Genomic DNA, 14318 nt, shown 5'->3' on the forward strand with positions numbered 1-14318 from the left:
GGGTCGCGGCGGCCGGGTTAGCCTTCTGGGATGTCACGTCCTCTGAGCTTCAACCTCTTCGAAATGAACACCGTGGGCCACATCTCGCACGGACTGTGGCGGCACCCCGCGAACACGCGGCACCGCTACACCGACCTCGAGTTCTGGCAGAACCAGGCCACGCTGCTCGAGGCCGGCCTCTTCGACTCGGTGTTCCTCGCGGACGTCATCGGCGCCTACGACGGCTACCGCGATTCGATAGCCCCCGCCCTCACGGAGGCCGTGCAGATTCCGAACAACGACCCTCTGCTCGTCATCCCCGCGATGGCCGCGGTGACCGAGAACCTCGGTTTCGTCGCGACGTTCTCGACGACCTACGAGCCCCCGTTCGCGTTCGCGCGCCGCGCGTCGACCCTCGACCACCTCACGAAGGGCCGGTTCGGCTGGAACGTCGTGACGTCGTACCTGCCGAACGCCGCACGCAATTTCGGGCTCGACGACGAGCTCGACCACGCGCAGCGCTACGCGCGGGCCCACGAATACCTCGACGTGCTCTACAAACTGTGGGAGGGCTCGTGGGACGACGACGCGGTCGTGCGCGACAGTGACTCCGGATACACCGATCCCGACAGGGTGCGCCGCATCGACCATGCGGGGGAGTACTTCCGCGTCGCGGGGCCGCACCTCTCGGAGCCGTCGGTGCAGCGCACCCCCGTCATCTATCAGGCGGGCAGCTCGCCGACCGGGCGCGCGTTCGCGGCGAAGCACGCCGAGGCGGTGTTCGTCGGAGGGTCGAGCCTCGAGGACTTCGCGGCGACAGTGACCGACATCCGGGAGCAGGCGCAGGAGGCCGGCCGCGGGCCCGATGCCGTGCGCACCCTCGCGAGTGCGGTCATCATCCCGGGTGCGACGCGAGCCGCCGCGGACCGCAAGGCGCGGGAGTACGAGGCTCTCGCGAGCGCCGAGGGATATCTCGCGCACGCGGGGGGAGGCAGCGGGATCGATCTGGCCGCCCACGCTCCCGAGACCCTCATCGACGACATCCTCCCGCCCTCGTCGCGCGACGCGTCGACGACGAAGCGGTACGCCCCCGGAGCGACGGTCGGCGACGCCCTGCGCGAGGTCACGCGATTCGACCGCGGCCCCTTCTTCGCCGTCGGCACGGGAGCCGACATCGCCGATGCCATCGAGGGGTGGGTCGGCGCCACGGGACTCGACGGCTTCAACCTCCGGCAGTTCGTCACCCCCGGAACGATCGAGGATTTCGTCGAGCACGTCGTGCCCGAACTCCAGCGCCGCGGCCTCTACCGCACGAGCTACGAGTCACCGACCCTGCGCGGCCGCCTGTTCGGCCACGACCGGCTCCCCGACACGCACGAGGGTGCCCGCTACCGCGGCGGCGCCAACCTCTGACGGCCGGCCGGGGCCGCTCAGGCGCCGCTCAGGCGCCGTCGGACGGCTCGAGGATGCGCAGGATGCGCGGCACGACCGTGTCGTCCTGCAGTGATGTGACGTCGCCGAGCGGGCGCCCCGCGACGGCGTCGACGAGGAGCCTCCGCATGATCTTGCCCGAGCGCGTCTTGGGGAGGTCGGGAACGGCGACGACCCGCTTCGGTTTCGCGATCGGGCCGATCGCCGTCGCCACGTGGTCGCGCAGTGTCGTCGCGAGCCCCGCACCCACCTCGACCCACTGCGCGCTGTCGTCGACATCCACTCCGCGCCCCCCGCCCTGAGCGGCGACGGTCGGCACGACGAACGCCGCTATCGCCTGACCCGTCGTCGCATCGGGCACGCCGACGACGGCGGCTTCGGCGATGAGCGGGTGGGCGACGAGAGCCGACTCGATCTCGATCGTCGAGAGGCGGTGTCCAGAAACATTGATGACGTCGTCGACGCGACCCAGCAACCGGATGTCGCCGTCGGCGTCGTAGGCCGCGGCGTCGCCCGCGAGAAAGAACCCCTGCTCGGCGAACCGCTCCCAGTAGGCACTGCGGTAGCGCGCGGCATCCCCCCACACGGTGCGGGCCATCGCGGGCCAGCGGCGGTCGATCACGAGCAGTCCGCCCGAGCCGCGCGGCACCTCGACGCCGTCGCCGTCGACGACGAGCGCCGAGAGCCCCGGGAGGGGTCTCGTCGCGCTTCCGGGTTTGAGGGCCGTGACCCCGGGCAGGGGAGCGACGATCGCCGCCCCCGTCTCCGACTGCCACCACGTGTCGACGATGGGGGCGGTCCCGCGCCCGAGCCTGTCGTGGAACCACGACCACGCTTCGGGGTTGATCGCTTCGCCGACGGTGCCGAGCAGTCGCAGGCTCGAGACGTCCCACTCCGCGGGAACACCGTCGGGAAACCAGCTCGCGAGGGTGCGGATGAGGGTGGGGGCCGTGTAGTAGGTCGTCACGCCGTACCGCTCGATGATCTCGAAGTGGCGCGCCCGGTGCGGGCTGTCGGGAGTGCCCTCGAAGATCACCTGCGTCACGCCGTTCGACAGCGGGCCGTAGATCTCGTATGTGTGGGCGGTGACCCACGCGAGGTCGGCGGTGCACCAGTAGACGTCGGACTCCTTCGAGTCGAAGAGAGCCCAGTGCGTCCACGACGCCTGGGTGAGGTACCCCCCGCTCGAGTGCACGAGCCCCTTCGGACGACCCGTCGTGCCCGAGGTGTAGATGATGAAGAGCGGATGCTCCGCATCGAACGCCGCGGCGTCGTGGCTGTCGCTCTGCTCGTCGACCGTCTCGTGCCACCACACGTCGCGCCCGGGCGTCCACGGCACGTCGGGCGTGAGCGTGCCCGTGCGCTCGACCACGAGCACGTGTTCGAGCGTCGTGTTGCCCGCGGCCGCGGCATCCGCCGTCGCTTTGACGGGCACGGCCGCTCCCCGACGGAACTGGCCGTCGCTCGTGACGAGCAGTTTCGCTCCCGTGTCTTCGAGGCGGAATCGCAGCGCCTCGGCCGAGAACCCTCCGAAGACGAGCGAGTGCACCGCGCCGATCCGCGCGATCGCGAGGGTGATGATGATCGTCTCGGGGATCACGGGGAGGTAGACGACGACGCGATCGCCCGCGACGATACCGAGCGCCGTGAGGGCGTTGGCGGCCTTCGCGACCTCGGAGCGGAGCTCGAGATAGGTGATGGTCCGACGGTCGCCGGGCTCCCCTTCGAAGTGCAGGGCGACCCTCTCGCCGTGCCCGCGGTCGACGTGGCGGTCGACACAGTTCTCGGCGACGTTGAGCGTGCCCCCGGCGAACCACGTGGCCGCCGGCACGACCTCGACACCGTCGGCGTCGAGCGGGGGAGTCCACTCGTGCACGGAGTCCCAGGGTGACCTCCAGTCGAGCCTGCCCGCTTGCTGCTCCCAGAACGCCTCGTCGCCGAGTCGTGCCGCCCGTTCGACGGTCTCCGCCGTCACGTTGGCGGCGCGCGCGAACGCCTCGGGAGGCGTGAAGGAGGCCGTGTCGCTCTGGAGCGACTCGACGCCATCGGGTCTGGCCGTCGGCATCCGCGGGGTCGAGATGAGGGGAGTGGGAGGGATGGTGGTCACACTCCTGTATCGCAGAGCGTTCCGCCGAGCGCGAATCCGCCCGAAACAGCGGGTAACGTGCGCGTCGGGCGGTTGCCGGGGTTCCCGAGAGGGAGGTAGTCTGGAGTGTCGCATTTGACGACATCCCTATCCGCCTGCCGAGGCACCCACCATCACCCCCGTTCTCGGCCTGAATTCTGTGCTCATCCCGAGCACGTCCATCCTGGAGCAACCACTACATGACAATCACAACGACCGACAGGGCACCGAAGCAGGTCGCCATCAACGACATCGGATCTGCTGAAGACTTTCTCGCCGCGGTCGAAAAGACTCTGAAATTCTTCAACGACGGAGACCTCATCGAGGGCGTCGTCGTGAAGATCGACCGCGACGAGGTCCTCCTCGACGTCGGTTACAAGACCGAGGGTGTCATCCCCTCCCGCGAACTCTCCATCAAGCACGATGTGGACCCCACCGAGGTCGTCCAGGTCGGCGACAGCGTCGAAGCGCTCGTCCTCCAGAAGGAAGACAAAGAAGGCCGCCTCATCCTGTCGAAGAAGCGCGCGCAGTACGAGCGTGCGTGGGGCGACGTCGAGAAGATCAAGGATGACGACGGAGTCGTCACCGGTACGGTCATCGAGGTCGTCAAGGGTGGACTCATCGTCGACATCGGCCTCCGCGGGTTCCTCCCGGCCTCGCTCATCGAGCTGCGCCGCGTCCGCGACCTCACGCCGTACCTCGGCCAGGAGATCGAAGCGAAGATCCTCGAACTCGACAAGAACCGCAACAACGTCGTTCTGTCGCGTCGCGCGCTCCTCGAGCAGACCCAGTCCGAGAGCCGCACGACCTTCCTCAACAACCTCGCCAAGGGCCAGGTCCGCAAGGGTGTCGTCTCGTCGATCGTCAACTTCGGTGCGTTCGTGGACCTCGGCGGCGTCGACGGTCTCGTCCACGTCTCCGAGCTCAGCTGGAAGCACATCGAGCACGCCTCCGAGGTCGTCGAGGTCGGTCAGGAAGTCACTGTCGAGATCCTCGAGGTCGACCTCGAGCGCGAGCGCGTGTCGCTCTCGCTCAAGGCGACGCAGGAAGACCCGTGGCAGGTGTTCGCTCGCACTCACGCGATCGGCCAGGTCGCTCCCGGAAAGGTCACCAAGCTCGTTCCCTTCGGAGCGTTCGTGCGTGTCGCCGAGGGCATCGAGGGTCTCGTGCACATCTCGGAGCTCTCGGGCAAGCACGTCGAGCTCGCCGAGCAGGTCGTCGCCGTGGGCGACGAGGTGTTCGTCAAGGTCATCGACATCGACCTCGAGCGTCGCCGCATCTCGCTGAGCCTCAAGCAGGCCAACGAGGGTGTCGACCCCGAGGGAACCGAGTTCGACCCGGCACTCTACGGAATGCTCACCGAGTACGACGACCAGGGCAACTACAAGTACCCCGAGGGCTTCGACCCGGAGACCAACGAGTGGCGCGAGGGCTTCGACACCCAGCGCGAGAAGTGGGAGCAGGATTATGCTGCCGCCCAGGCTCGCTGGGAGGCGCACAAGAAGCAGGTCGCCGCAGCCGCGAACGAGCCGATGCCGTCGGCCGCAGCAGCAGCCGGTGGGTCGACCTTCTCGAGCGACGCAGACTCGGCCGGCACCCTCGCCGACGACGAGGCGCTCGCCGCTCTTCGCGAGAAGCTGTCGAACAACTCCTAAGCAGTCGACTCGAACGGCCGGTCCCCTCGGGGGCCGGCCGTTCGGCGGTTAACGGCCGACTGTCCAGCCGCCGACGAGCTGCGTCAGAGTGGCGCGGGGAGATCGACGGCGCGGGCCCGCCGCCGCGCGGTGACACGGCGCACGGCCACGACGGCACCCCACACGGCGAGGGGCACGGCGACGATCACGAGCACGGGCACGAGAACCGCGAAGATCGTCAGCAGGATGCTCCCGGCATCCTCCACTGCGCTCACGAGGGGAGCGGCGGCACCCGCGGTCACGACGTTGAGGACGGGCCGCACCGCCATCTTGGCGAGGTGCACGAGGAGGGCGAGAATCACGCCCGTCGCGATCGGCACCCACTCGGTGCTCGCGAAGAATTCGGCGGGGTCGCTCACGGCGAGGGTCTCGCTCGTCGATCCCGAACCGAAAGCGAGACCGCCGGATGTCGGGCGCACGACCGTCTGGATCCAGTCGTTGATCGTGTCGACCGCCGGGATCTTGTCGGCGATGAACTCGATCACGAGCAGCACCGCGACGATTCCGAGCACCCACTCGTTCGAAAGCCACTCCCACTGATCGGGGAGGTCGACGAAGGTCAGGAACCTGTTGGCGAGGCCGAGGGCGAGCAGCGGAATGTAGGCGTTGAGGCCTGCGGCCAGCGCGAGCCCGGTTCCGGTCAGCAACTCGAGCATGGCGTTCCCCTCGTGACGGTCGCCTTCGATCGTACGCGAGTCGCCCCCGGGCCCGGCAGGGCACCCGCGGGGGTGACGGCCCGGTGTCGCGCGACGCGGCGCCGTGCGACGGCACGCCCGTGCCCGGCGACCTACGATGAGGTCATGCTGCTCATCGGCCTCACCGGCGGGATCGCCTCGGGCAAATCCGTGGTCGCTCGTCGTCTCGCCGACCACGGAGCCGTGCACGTCGACGCCGACGCCCTCGCGCGCGAAGCCGTCGATCGGGGCACCGAGGCTCTCACCGAGATCGAGCGCGAGTTCGGTGCCGACGTCGTGACCGCCGAGGGGGATCTCGATCGCCGTGCTCTCGCCGCGATCGTGTTCGGTGACCGCGCGAAGCTCGACAGGCTCAACGCGATCACCCACCCCGCCGTGCGGGCACTCGCGCGCGAGCGGATCTCCGCGGCCGGCGAGGCCGACCCCGACGCCGTCGTCGTCTACGACATCCCCCTCCTCGTCGAAACCGGCCGCACCGGCGAGTTCGACCTCGTCGTCGTCGTCGAAGCGAGCGACGAGGTCAGGATCGAGCGCCTCGTCGACCTGCGGGGGATGTCGCGCACCGACGCCGAGAGCCGCATCGCGTCGCAAGCCACCAACGCCGAACGCCGGGCCGTCGCCGACATCGTCATCGACTCCGGTTCCACCCTCGAGGAGACCCTCGCGGCGGCCGACGAGGTGTGGAGGGTCGCGGCCCGTTCCGCTGCTGGCAAACACTGAGCCGCGTGTCAGTGGTGCTGCCTAAGCTGGAGTGATGCAGCCCACTCGGTCGGTTCGGCCATTCGAAGTCGTCAGTGAATACACGCCGAGCGGTGACCAGCCCGCGGCGATCGCCGAGCTCACCTCCCGCATCAATGCCGGCGAGACCGATGTCGTGCTGCTCGGCGCGACGGGAACCGGCAAGTCGGCGACGACGGCGTGGCTCGTCGAGCAGGTGCAGCGCCCGACCCTCGTGCTCGCCCACAACAAGACCCTCGCGGCGCAGCTCGCCAACGAGTTCCGTGAGCTCATGCCCAACAACGCCGTCGAGTACTTCGTGTCGTACTACGACTACTACCAGCCCGAGGCCTACGTTCCCCAGACCGATACCTTCATCGAGAAAGACAGCTCGATCAACGCGGAGGTCGAGCGGCTGCGTCACTCGACGACGAACGCCCTTTTGAGTCGCCGCGACGTCATCGTCGTGTCGACCGTGTCGTGCATCTACGGTCTCGGCAGCTCCGAGGGCTACCTCGAGGCCATGATCGCCCTGCAGGTCGGCATGAAGATCAACCGTGACACCCTCATCCGCAAGTTCGTCTCGATGCAGTACCAGCGCAACGACGTCGACTTCTCGCGAGGCAACTTCCGCGTGCGCGGCGACACGATCGAGATCATCCCGATGTACGAGGAGCTCGCGATCCGCATCGAGATGTTCGGCGACGAGATCGAGGCGCTCTATTCGCTGCACCCGCTCACGGGAGACATCGTCAAGAAGCTCGACGCCGTCTCGGTCTTCCCCGGCTCCCACTACGTCGCGGGCCCCGAGGCCATGGAGAAGGCCATCGTCTCGATCAAGTCGGAGCTCGAGGAGCGCCTCGCGCAACTCGAACGCGAGGGCAAGCTCCTCGAAGCGCAGCGACTGCGCATGCGCACGACGTTCGACCTCGAGATGATGGAGCAGATCGGTTTCTGCAGCGGCATCGAGAACTACTCGCGCCACATGGATCAGCGGCAGCCCGGCGAGGCGCCGCACTGCCTCATCGACTACTTCCCCGACGACTTCCTCGTCGTCATCGACGAATCCCACGTCACGATCCCGCAGATCGGAGCGATGTACGAGGGGGATGCCTCGCGCAAGCGCACCCTCGTCGAACACGGGTTCCGCCTGCCGAGCGCACTCGACAACCGCCCGCTCAAGTTCGACGAGTTCCTCGACAGGGTCGGTCAGAAGGTCTACCTCTCGGCGACCCCCGGCAAATACGAGATGGGTATCACCGACTCCGTTGTCGAGCAGATCATCCGTCCGACGGGTCTCATCGACCCCGAGATCGTCGTCAAGCCGTCGAAGGGTCAGATCGACGACCTCCTCGAGGAGATCCGCACTCGCACGTCGCGCGACGAGCGCGTGCTCGTCACGACGCTCACGAAGAAGATGGCCGAAGAGCTCACCGACTTTCTCGGCGAAGCGGGCGTCCGCGTGCGCTACCTGCACTCCGACGTCGACACGCTCCGTCGAGTGGAACTGCTCACCGAGTTGCGCGCGGGCGTCTACGACGTTCTCGTCGGTATCAACCTCCTGCGCGAGGGTCTCGACCTTCCCGAGGTCTCGCTCGTCGCGATCCTCGACGCCGATAAGGAGGGATTCCTCCGGTCGTCGACGTCGCTCATCCAGACCATCGGTCGAGCCGCCCGAAACGTGTCGGGAGCCGTGCACATGTATGCCGACGTCATGACCGATTCGATGAAGCGGGCGATCGACGAGACCAACCGGCGTCGCGAGAAGCAAGTGGCGTACAACCTCGAGCGCGGCGTCGATCCCCAGCCGCTGCGCAAGCGCATCGCCGACATCACCGAGGTTCTGCAGCGCGAGCAGGCCGACACCCAAGAGCTGCTCGCCAAGCGTGACGGCCGCAAGCGCTCACCCACGCCCAATCTGCGTCGCGAGGGGCTCGCCTCCGCCGGTGCCGGCGACCTCGAGGCGATCATCCGCGACCTCAACGACCAGATGCTGCAAGCGGCGGGGGAGCTCAAGTTCGAGCTCGCCGGGCGGTTGCGCGACGAGGTCTCCGACCTCAAGAAGGAGCTGCGGCAGATGGAGGCCGCGGGCCACCTCGTGTGAGACGGCCCGATCGAGGGCTAGGCCCCGATCTCGATCGGGGTTCCGAGCGGAAGCATCTCGGCGAGTTCGGTGATGTCGTCGTTCGCGAGGCGGATGCATCCGTGGCTGACCGCTTGGCCGATGCTCGCGGTGTCGTTCGTTCCGTGGAGGCCGATCTGCCCCGGCCCGCCGCCGAACTCCGAGAGAACTTCGGAGAACGCCGACAGCCCGTAGGCGAACGGCCCGTATCCGTCGTTGGTCGGCGCCAGGAGTTCGGTGAGATAAAAGGTTCCGTGCGGAGTCGGGGTACCGCCGGTTCCCGTCGCGACGGAGTAGGTCGCAACGAGTTCGTCTGCTTCGTAGAGGTCGAGTTCGTTGTCGTCGGTCGACACGTCGAGGCGGTAGGGGAGCTCTTCGATGTCCATGCCTCGAGCCGAGATCCAGCCCGTGACGCCGTTCGGTCGAGTGGGCAGGTAGACCTCGAGCCAATCACCCTCGTGCTCCTTGATGAGGAACGTCAAAGGTGCTCCCGCGGCGTTGGGGTGATCCAACCGGCTCGCGATTTCCCCGTCGGGGGCGTCGAGCACGCGCACCAACGGCATCGTCGCCGTCGCGGAGTAGAAGCTGCCGTCGTCGAAGGGCGACGTCGCGTCGGTCTCGACCGCATCGTCGGAGCTCGACGAGACGGGCGCCTCGGGTTCGGGTGACGCGGTGCAACCGCTGAGAAGGAGGATCGCAGCCGCGGCGAGTGCGACGGTCCTGCCGGCGAGTGTCGTTCGGATCATGAGGTGTTCCTTGCTGCCCGGAGGGGCGAGACGTGCGGGGTGGTACCCTCACATGCCGGTGGGCCGAGAGCTCCCCTTTCGGAGAACCCTCGGCCCGACCAGCCGTGGTGCGGAGTGGTGCTTAGCCCGCGTAGGTCGCGTTGCCCGACACCGCGGCCGGAGCGACAGCGTCGCCCGAGACCTCGATGACGATGTCGCCGGCGCACGCCGCGATCGAGGTGGCGTACTGCTCCTCGAGAAGGGCGAGGTTCGCCTCGACCTCAGCGCCGGCGCCGACCGCGAGGTCGAAGACGGTGTTGAGCGCGATAGCCAGGTTGAGCTCGGCTGCCAGGATGGCCTCGGTGTTGAGCGCGAGGTCCAGAGCGGCCTGCGCGTCGACGACGGCCTCGGCCGCGGCATCGAAGTCGGCCTGGGCGTCGTCCAAGACGACTGCGGCGTCTGCAGCGACTGCCGCGGCGTCCTCGGCGTCGATAGCGGCGACGAGCACTGCGTCGTCGGCGTCCTCGGATGCCGTCACCGCGAGGGCGAGGTCAGCCGTGAGGTCGTCGACGAGCTCGTCGGCGTCTGCTTCCGCGGCGATCGCGAGCTCGAGGTCGGTGTCGGCAGCGTCAGCAGCGTCGGCGGCGTCGGCAGCGGCGGTGACCGCGACCGCGAGTGCCGCGACGGCCTCGATGAGCGCGTCGGAGGTGATGGCCTGCGCGGCAAGCGCGACATCCAGCGCCTCCTCCGCGTCGGCGATTTCCTCATCGGTGACGGCCGCGGCGAGGTCCGCCTCGGCTGCAACGACGGCGGCTTCCGTGATCTCTGCCGCGTCCGTTGCGTCCTCGAAGTCCGCCTGGGCCTCGACGAGAGCGGCACCTGCTGTGATCACGTCGGCGTCGGCTGCGGCGACAGCATCCGTCGCCGCCGTCACGTCGGCCTCGGCATCGTCGGCAGCGATGACCGCGAGCTCGAGCTCCGCCGTCAGGTCGACGACGAGCTGAGCGGCCGCGTCGGCCGTAGCCTCTGCTTCGACGAGGGCAGCCGCGGTGGCGTCCGCGTCCGCGTCGGCGGCGGCAGCATCCTCGATGGCCGCGTCGAGAACCAGTTGGGCCTCGCCTCGCACCTCGATGGCCGCGTCGAGAACGATCTGCGCCTCAGCGGCGGCCTCGAGGTCGGCTCCGTCGATTGCGAGGTCGAGTGCGGCCTCGGCGATGAGCACCTCGGCGAGGGCGGCGATGACGTCTTCCGACAGCGTCGGGTCGGCACCGAGCGAAGCGAGAGTGGCACGGAACTCCGCCTGCGCGGTGATGCAAGCCGGGTCGTCGAGCGCCGCGTTGGCCGGCGCCGTGAACACGAACAGGCTGCCCGTGACGAGAGCAGCGGATGACGTGATGGCGAATGCCCGGTTGCGTGTGGTCGTTTTCATGGTTCTCCGTTGCGTAGGAACTGTCCTCACGTCACCCATGCCGGGATGGTGAGTGGCAAGCGTCCAAGCAGGTCTGCTCTGATCTGCGTGCCTTTGCCGAACGTTTTCACGTGAGGTTCAGCCCGTCAACCGCTGTCCTGCGCCGTATACCCCCACTTTGAGGGGGTCTCCTGGGCGCTCATGCTGCCGGGGGAGCGTGACGGTCTGCGCGTCGGCGACGACACCACCGCGACCGCGCCGTACCCCGTCCGTCGACCGCACCGTGCGCCGCCCGGTTTCACAATGTTTATTCACTTTTCCGCGAGGGAAGCGGTCCCCCTTAATGCGGACACGGCATGCGATCACACGCGAGGATTGTTCGATAACAACGTGATAACAGGACAGCTACCTGTGAATCTGCCCAGAACCCGAGAAAATTAGGAATGCCGAAGGGGTAGCAATTTCGGCCGACTTCTGATCATTTCGCCGAGAGCGTCACGGGCGGAGTGCCCCGTGACGAGCAATGTCGGTGGCGTCCGTAGGATATAGAGAGTGTCTATTTCCCCCGTAGAGTCCGATGCCCGACTCAGTGTCCGAGGCGCACGAGTCCACAATCTCCGCAATGTCGACCTCGAGATCCCGCGCGACTCCCTCGTCGTCTTCACGGGCCTCTCCGGCTCGGGAAAGTCGTCCCTCGCCTTCGACACGATCTTCGCCGAGGGCCAGCGCCGCTACGTCGAGTCGCTCTCGGCGTACGCGCGCCAATTCCTCGGCCAGGTCGACCGACCGGATGTCGACTTCATCGAGGGGCTGAGCCCCGCGGTCTCGATCGACCAGAAGTCGACGAACCGCAACCCGCGCTCGACCGTCGGAACCATCACCGAGATTTACGACTACATGCGCCTCCTGTGGGCACGCATCGGCGTGCCGCACTGCGCCGTGTGCGGTGAGCGCATCGAGCGACAGACCGTGCAGCAGATCGCGGACCAACTCATGACGCTCGAGGCCGGCACGCGCTACCAGGTCGTGAGCCCGGTCGTCTCGCAGAAGAAGGGGGAGTTCGTCGACCTCTTCAAAGAGCTCGCGGCCACCGGATACTCGCGAGCCATCGTCGATGGCGAGACCGTGCAGTTGAGCGACCCCCCGACACTCAAGAAGCAGGTCAAGCACGATATCGCCGTCGTCGTCGACCGGCTCGTCGCGGCCGACGACATCCTGACCCGGCTCACCGATTCGGTCGAGACCGCCCTCCGGTTGACCGACGGACTGCTCGCGATCAATTTCGTCGACGAGACAGGCGACGCCGCGTGGCGAAACTTCTCGGAGAAACTCTCGTGTCCGAACGGCCACCCCGTGCAGCTCACCGAGATCGAACCCCGCACATTCTCGTTCAACGCCCCGTTCGGCGCGTGCCCGGTGTGCTCCGGACTCGGAACCCGCATGTCGGTCGACGCAGAACTCCTCCTGGGCGACGAAGAGCTCAGCCTCGCCGACGGGGTCATCCTCCCGTGGACCCAATCGGGCAAGGGACTCTTCAACTACTTCCAGAGACTGCTCGAGGGGCTCGCGCGCGACCTCGACTTCTCGCTCAAGACACCGTGGCGCGACCTCGATGCCGACGTGAAGAAAGCCATCCTCGAGGGCAACAACTTCGAGGTCACCGTCAAGTGGAAGAACCGCTACGGGCGGGAGATGAAGTACTCGACGGGCTTCGAGGGTGTCATGCCCTACATCGAGCGCAAGTTCCTCGAGGCCGAGACCGACTCGGCGAGGCAGCGATACGCGAGCTACCTGCGCGAGATCCCGTGCCCGAGGTGCGACGGCAAGCGACTCAAGCCCGAGGTGCTCGCCGTCACGGTGCACGATCAGAGCATCGCGGATGTGAGCGAGCTGAGCCTCGTGGAGTGCTTCGCGTTCATGCAGAAGCTCGAGCTCACCGAGCGTGAGGCACGCATCGCCGCCGCGGTGCTGCGTGAGATCCGCGCTCGGCTCGAATTCCTCATCCAGGTCGGCCTCAACTACCTCGACCTCTCCCGCACCGCGGGTTCGCTCAGCGGGGGAGAGGCGCAGCGCATCCGCCTCGCCACCCAGATCGGGTCGGGGCTCACGGGTGTGCTCTACGTGCTCGACGAACCGAGCATCGGGTTGCACCAGCGCGACAACCGTCGTCTCATCGAGACGCTCGTGACACTCAAGAACCTCGGCAACACCCTCATCGTCGTCGAACACGACGAAGACACCATCCGCACGGCCGACTGGGTCGTCGACATCGGCCCCGGAGCGGGCGAGCACGGCGGCCGAGTGGTGCACTCGGGTTCCTACGACGATCTGCTCGCCAACACCGAGTCGATGACGGGTGACTACCTCTCCGGCCGCCGCTCCATCGCGGTGCCGAAGACACGGCGACCGATCGACCCCGACAGGCAGCTCGTCGTCGAGGGTGCGCGGGCGAACAACCTCCGCAGTGTCACGGTGGAGTTCCCGCTCGGGGTGTTCGTCGCCGTCACGGGCGTCAGCGGGTCGGGCAAGTCGTCGCTCGTCAACGACATCCTCTACCGCGTGCTCGCGAACGAGCTCAACGGGGCACGTCAGATCCCGGGCAAGCACACGAGGGTCCGCGGTCTCGACAACCTCGACAAGGTCGTGCACGTCGACCAGGCCCCCATCGGGCGCACCCCGCGGTCGAACCCCGCGACCTACACGGGAGTCTTCGACAAGATCCGCAACCTTTTCGCCGAGACCCAGGAGGCGAAGGCCCGCGGATACCTGCCCGGACGTTTCAGCTTCAACGTCAAGGGTGGCCGCTGCGAGAACTGCTCGGGCGACGGAACGATCAAGATCGAGATGAACTTCCTTCCCGACGTCTACGTCGTGTGCGAGGTCTGCGACGGAGCGCGGTACAACCGCGACACGCTCACGGTGCACTACAAGGGCAAGAACATCGCCGAAGTCCTCGACATGCCGATCAGCGAGGCCGCCGAGTTCTTCGAGGCCATCGGCTCGATCAGTCGCTTCCTCAACACCCTCGTCGACGTCGGTCTCGGGTACGTGCGGCTCGGGCAGAGCGCGACCACGCTGTCGGGCGGTGAGGCGCAGCGCGTCAAGCTCGCGACCGAGCTGCAGAAACGGTCCAACGGCCGGAGCGTCTACGTGCTCGACGAGCCCACCACGGGGCTCCACTTCGAAGACGTGCGCAAGCTGCTCATCGTGCTCAACGGCCTCGTCGACAAGGGCAACACCGTGATCGTCATCGAGCACAACCTCGATGTCATCAAGTCGTCGGACTGGCTCATCGACATGGGCCCCGAGGGTGGCTCCGGCGGCGGTGTCGTCGTCGCGACCGGTACGCCCGAGAAGGTCGCCCGATCGAAGAAGAGCCACACGGGTCAGTTCCTCAAAGAAGTACTCGCCGCGAAGTAGAC

At 67.4% G+C, this 14318-nt stretch carries 9 protein-coding genes; 5 read left to right on the top strand and 4 right to left on the bottom strand.

Going from position 1 to position 14318, the window contains the following annotated elements; all coding sequences use genetic code 11:
- The first annotated feature begins 30 nt into the window (after positions 1-30).
- A complete protein-coding gene (locus ACLHIH_RS04165) occupies positions 31-1392 on the top strand; it encodes an LLM class flavin-dependent oxidoreductase (RefSeq protein WP_411315440.1) in 1362 nt (453 codons plus the stop codon).
- 28 nt (positions 1393-1420) lie between these two features.
- On the opposite strand, the gene acs is transcribed toward ACLHIH_RS04165, so the two are convergent.
- Positions 1421-3475: an acetate--CoA ligase gene (gene acs / locus ACLHIH_RS04170; protein ID WP_411316309.1), complete on the bottom strand. Its 2055-nt coding sequence runs from the start codon at positions 3473-3475 to the stop codon at positions 1421-1423.
- A gap of 260 nt (positions 3476-3735) precedes the next feature.
- On the opposite strand from acs, the gene rpsA reads away from it, so the two are divergent.
- Positions 3736-5190 (top strand): 30S ribosomal protein S1, encoded by a 1455-nt coding sequence (gene rpsA / locus ACLHIH_RS04175; protein WP_411315441.1) that lies wholly within the window; start codon positions 3736-3738, stop codon positions 5188-5190.
- An 83-nt stretch (positions 5191-5273) separates the two neighbouring features.
- Here rpsA and ACLHIH_RS04180 read toward each other — a convergent pair whose 3' ends face one another.
- Positions 5274-5885: a DUF4126 domain-containing protein gene (locus tag ACLHIH_RS04180; RefSeq protein ID WP_411315442.1), complete on the bottom strand. Its 612-nt coding sequence runs from the start codon at positions 5883-5885 to the stop codon at positions 5274-5276.
- A 144-nt stretch (positions 5886-6029) separates the two neighbouring features.
- On the opposite strand from ACLHIH_RS04180, the gene coaE reads away from it, so the two are divergent.
- Both coaE and uvrB read left to right on the top strand, forming a co-directional pair.
- Positions 6030-6644, top strand: a complete 615-nt coding sequence (gene coaE / locus ACLHIH_RS04185) for a dephospho-CoA kinase (protein WP_411315443.1) — start codon at positions 6030-6032, stop codon at positions 6642-6644.
- Between the two features lie 34 nt (positions 6645-6678).
- On the top strand, positions 6679-8745 hold the full coding sequence (gene uvrB / locus ACLHIH_RS04190) for an excinuclease ABC subunit UvrB (protein ID WP_411315444.1): 2067 nt from the start codon (positions 6679-6681) through the stop codon (positions 8743-8745).
- Between the two features lie 17 nt (positions 8746-8762).
- On the opposite strand, the gene ACLHIH_RS04195 is transcribed toward uvrB, so the two are convergent.
- Both ACLHIH_RS04195 and ACLHIH_RS04200 read right to left on the bottom strand, forming a co-directional pair.
- Positions 8763-9509: a L,D-transpeptidase gene (locus tag ACLHIH_RS04195; RefSeq protein WP_411315445.1), complete on the bottom strand. Its 747-nt coding sequence runs from the start codon at positions 9507-9509 to the stop codon at positions 8763-8765.
- A gap of 121 nt (positions 9510-9630) precedes the next feature.
- A complete protein-coding gene (locus ACLHIH_RS04200; protein ID WP_411315446.1) occupies positions 9631-10917 on the bottom strand; it encodes a hypothetical protein in 1287 nt (428 codons plus the stop codon).
- 531 nt (positions 10918-11448) lie between these two features.
- Here ACLHIH_RS04200 and uvrA point away from each other — a divergent pair.
- On the top strand, positions 11449-14316 hold the full coding sequence (gene uvrA / locus ACLHIH_RS04205) for an excinuclease ABC subunit UvrA (RefSeq protein ID WP_411315447.1): 2868 nt from the start codon (positions 11449-11451) through the stop codon (positions 14314-14316).
- The last annotated feature ends 2 nt before the right edge of the window (positions 14317-14318 follow it).

The organism is Marisediminicola sp. LYQ134 (assembly GCF_046599635.1).
Classification (GTDB): domain Bacteria; phylum Actinomycetota; class Actinomycetes; order Actinomycetales; family Microbacteriaceae; genus Marisediminicola.

Coding starts and splice junctions, on each gene's coding strand:
- ACLHIH_RS04165 (WP_411315440.1), top strand. CDS start 31: ATGTCACGTCCTCTGAGCTTCAACCTCTTCGAAATGAACACCGTGGGC.
- uvrB (WP_411315444.1), top strand. CDS start 6,679: ATGCAGCCCACTCGGTCGGTTCGGCCATTCGAAGTCGTCAGTGAATAC.
- coaE (WP_411315443.1), top strand. CDS start 6,030: ATGCTGCTCATCGGCCTCACCGGCGGGATCGCCTCGGGCAAATCCGTG.
- ACLHIH_RS04180 (WP_411315442.1), bottom strand. CDS start 5,885: ATGCTCGAGTTGCTGACCGGAACCGGGCTCGCGCTGGCCGCAGGCCTC.
- ACLHIH_RS04200 (WP_411315446.1), bottom strand. CDS start 10,917: ATGAAAACGACCACACGCAACCGGGCATTCGCCATCACGTCATCCGCT.
- ACLHIH_RS04195 (WP_411315445.1), bottom strand. CDS start 9,509: ATGATCCGAACGACACTCGCCGGCAGGACCGTCGCACTCGCCGCGGCT.
- acs (WP_411316309.1), bottom strand. CDS start 3,475: ATGCCGACGGCCAGACCCGATGGCGTCGAGTCGCTCCAGAGCGACACG.
- rpsA (WP_411315441.1), top strand. CDS start 3,736: ATGACAATCACAACGACCGACAGGGCACCGAAGCAGGTCGCCATCAAC.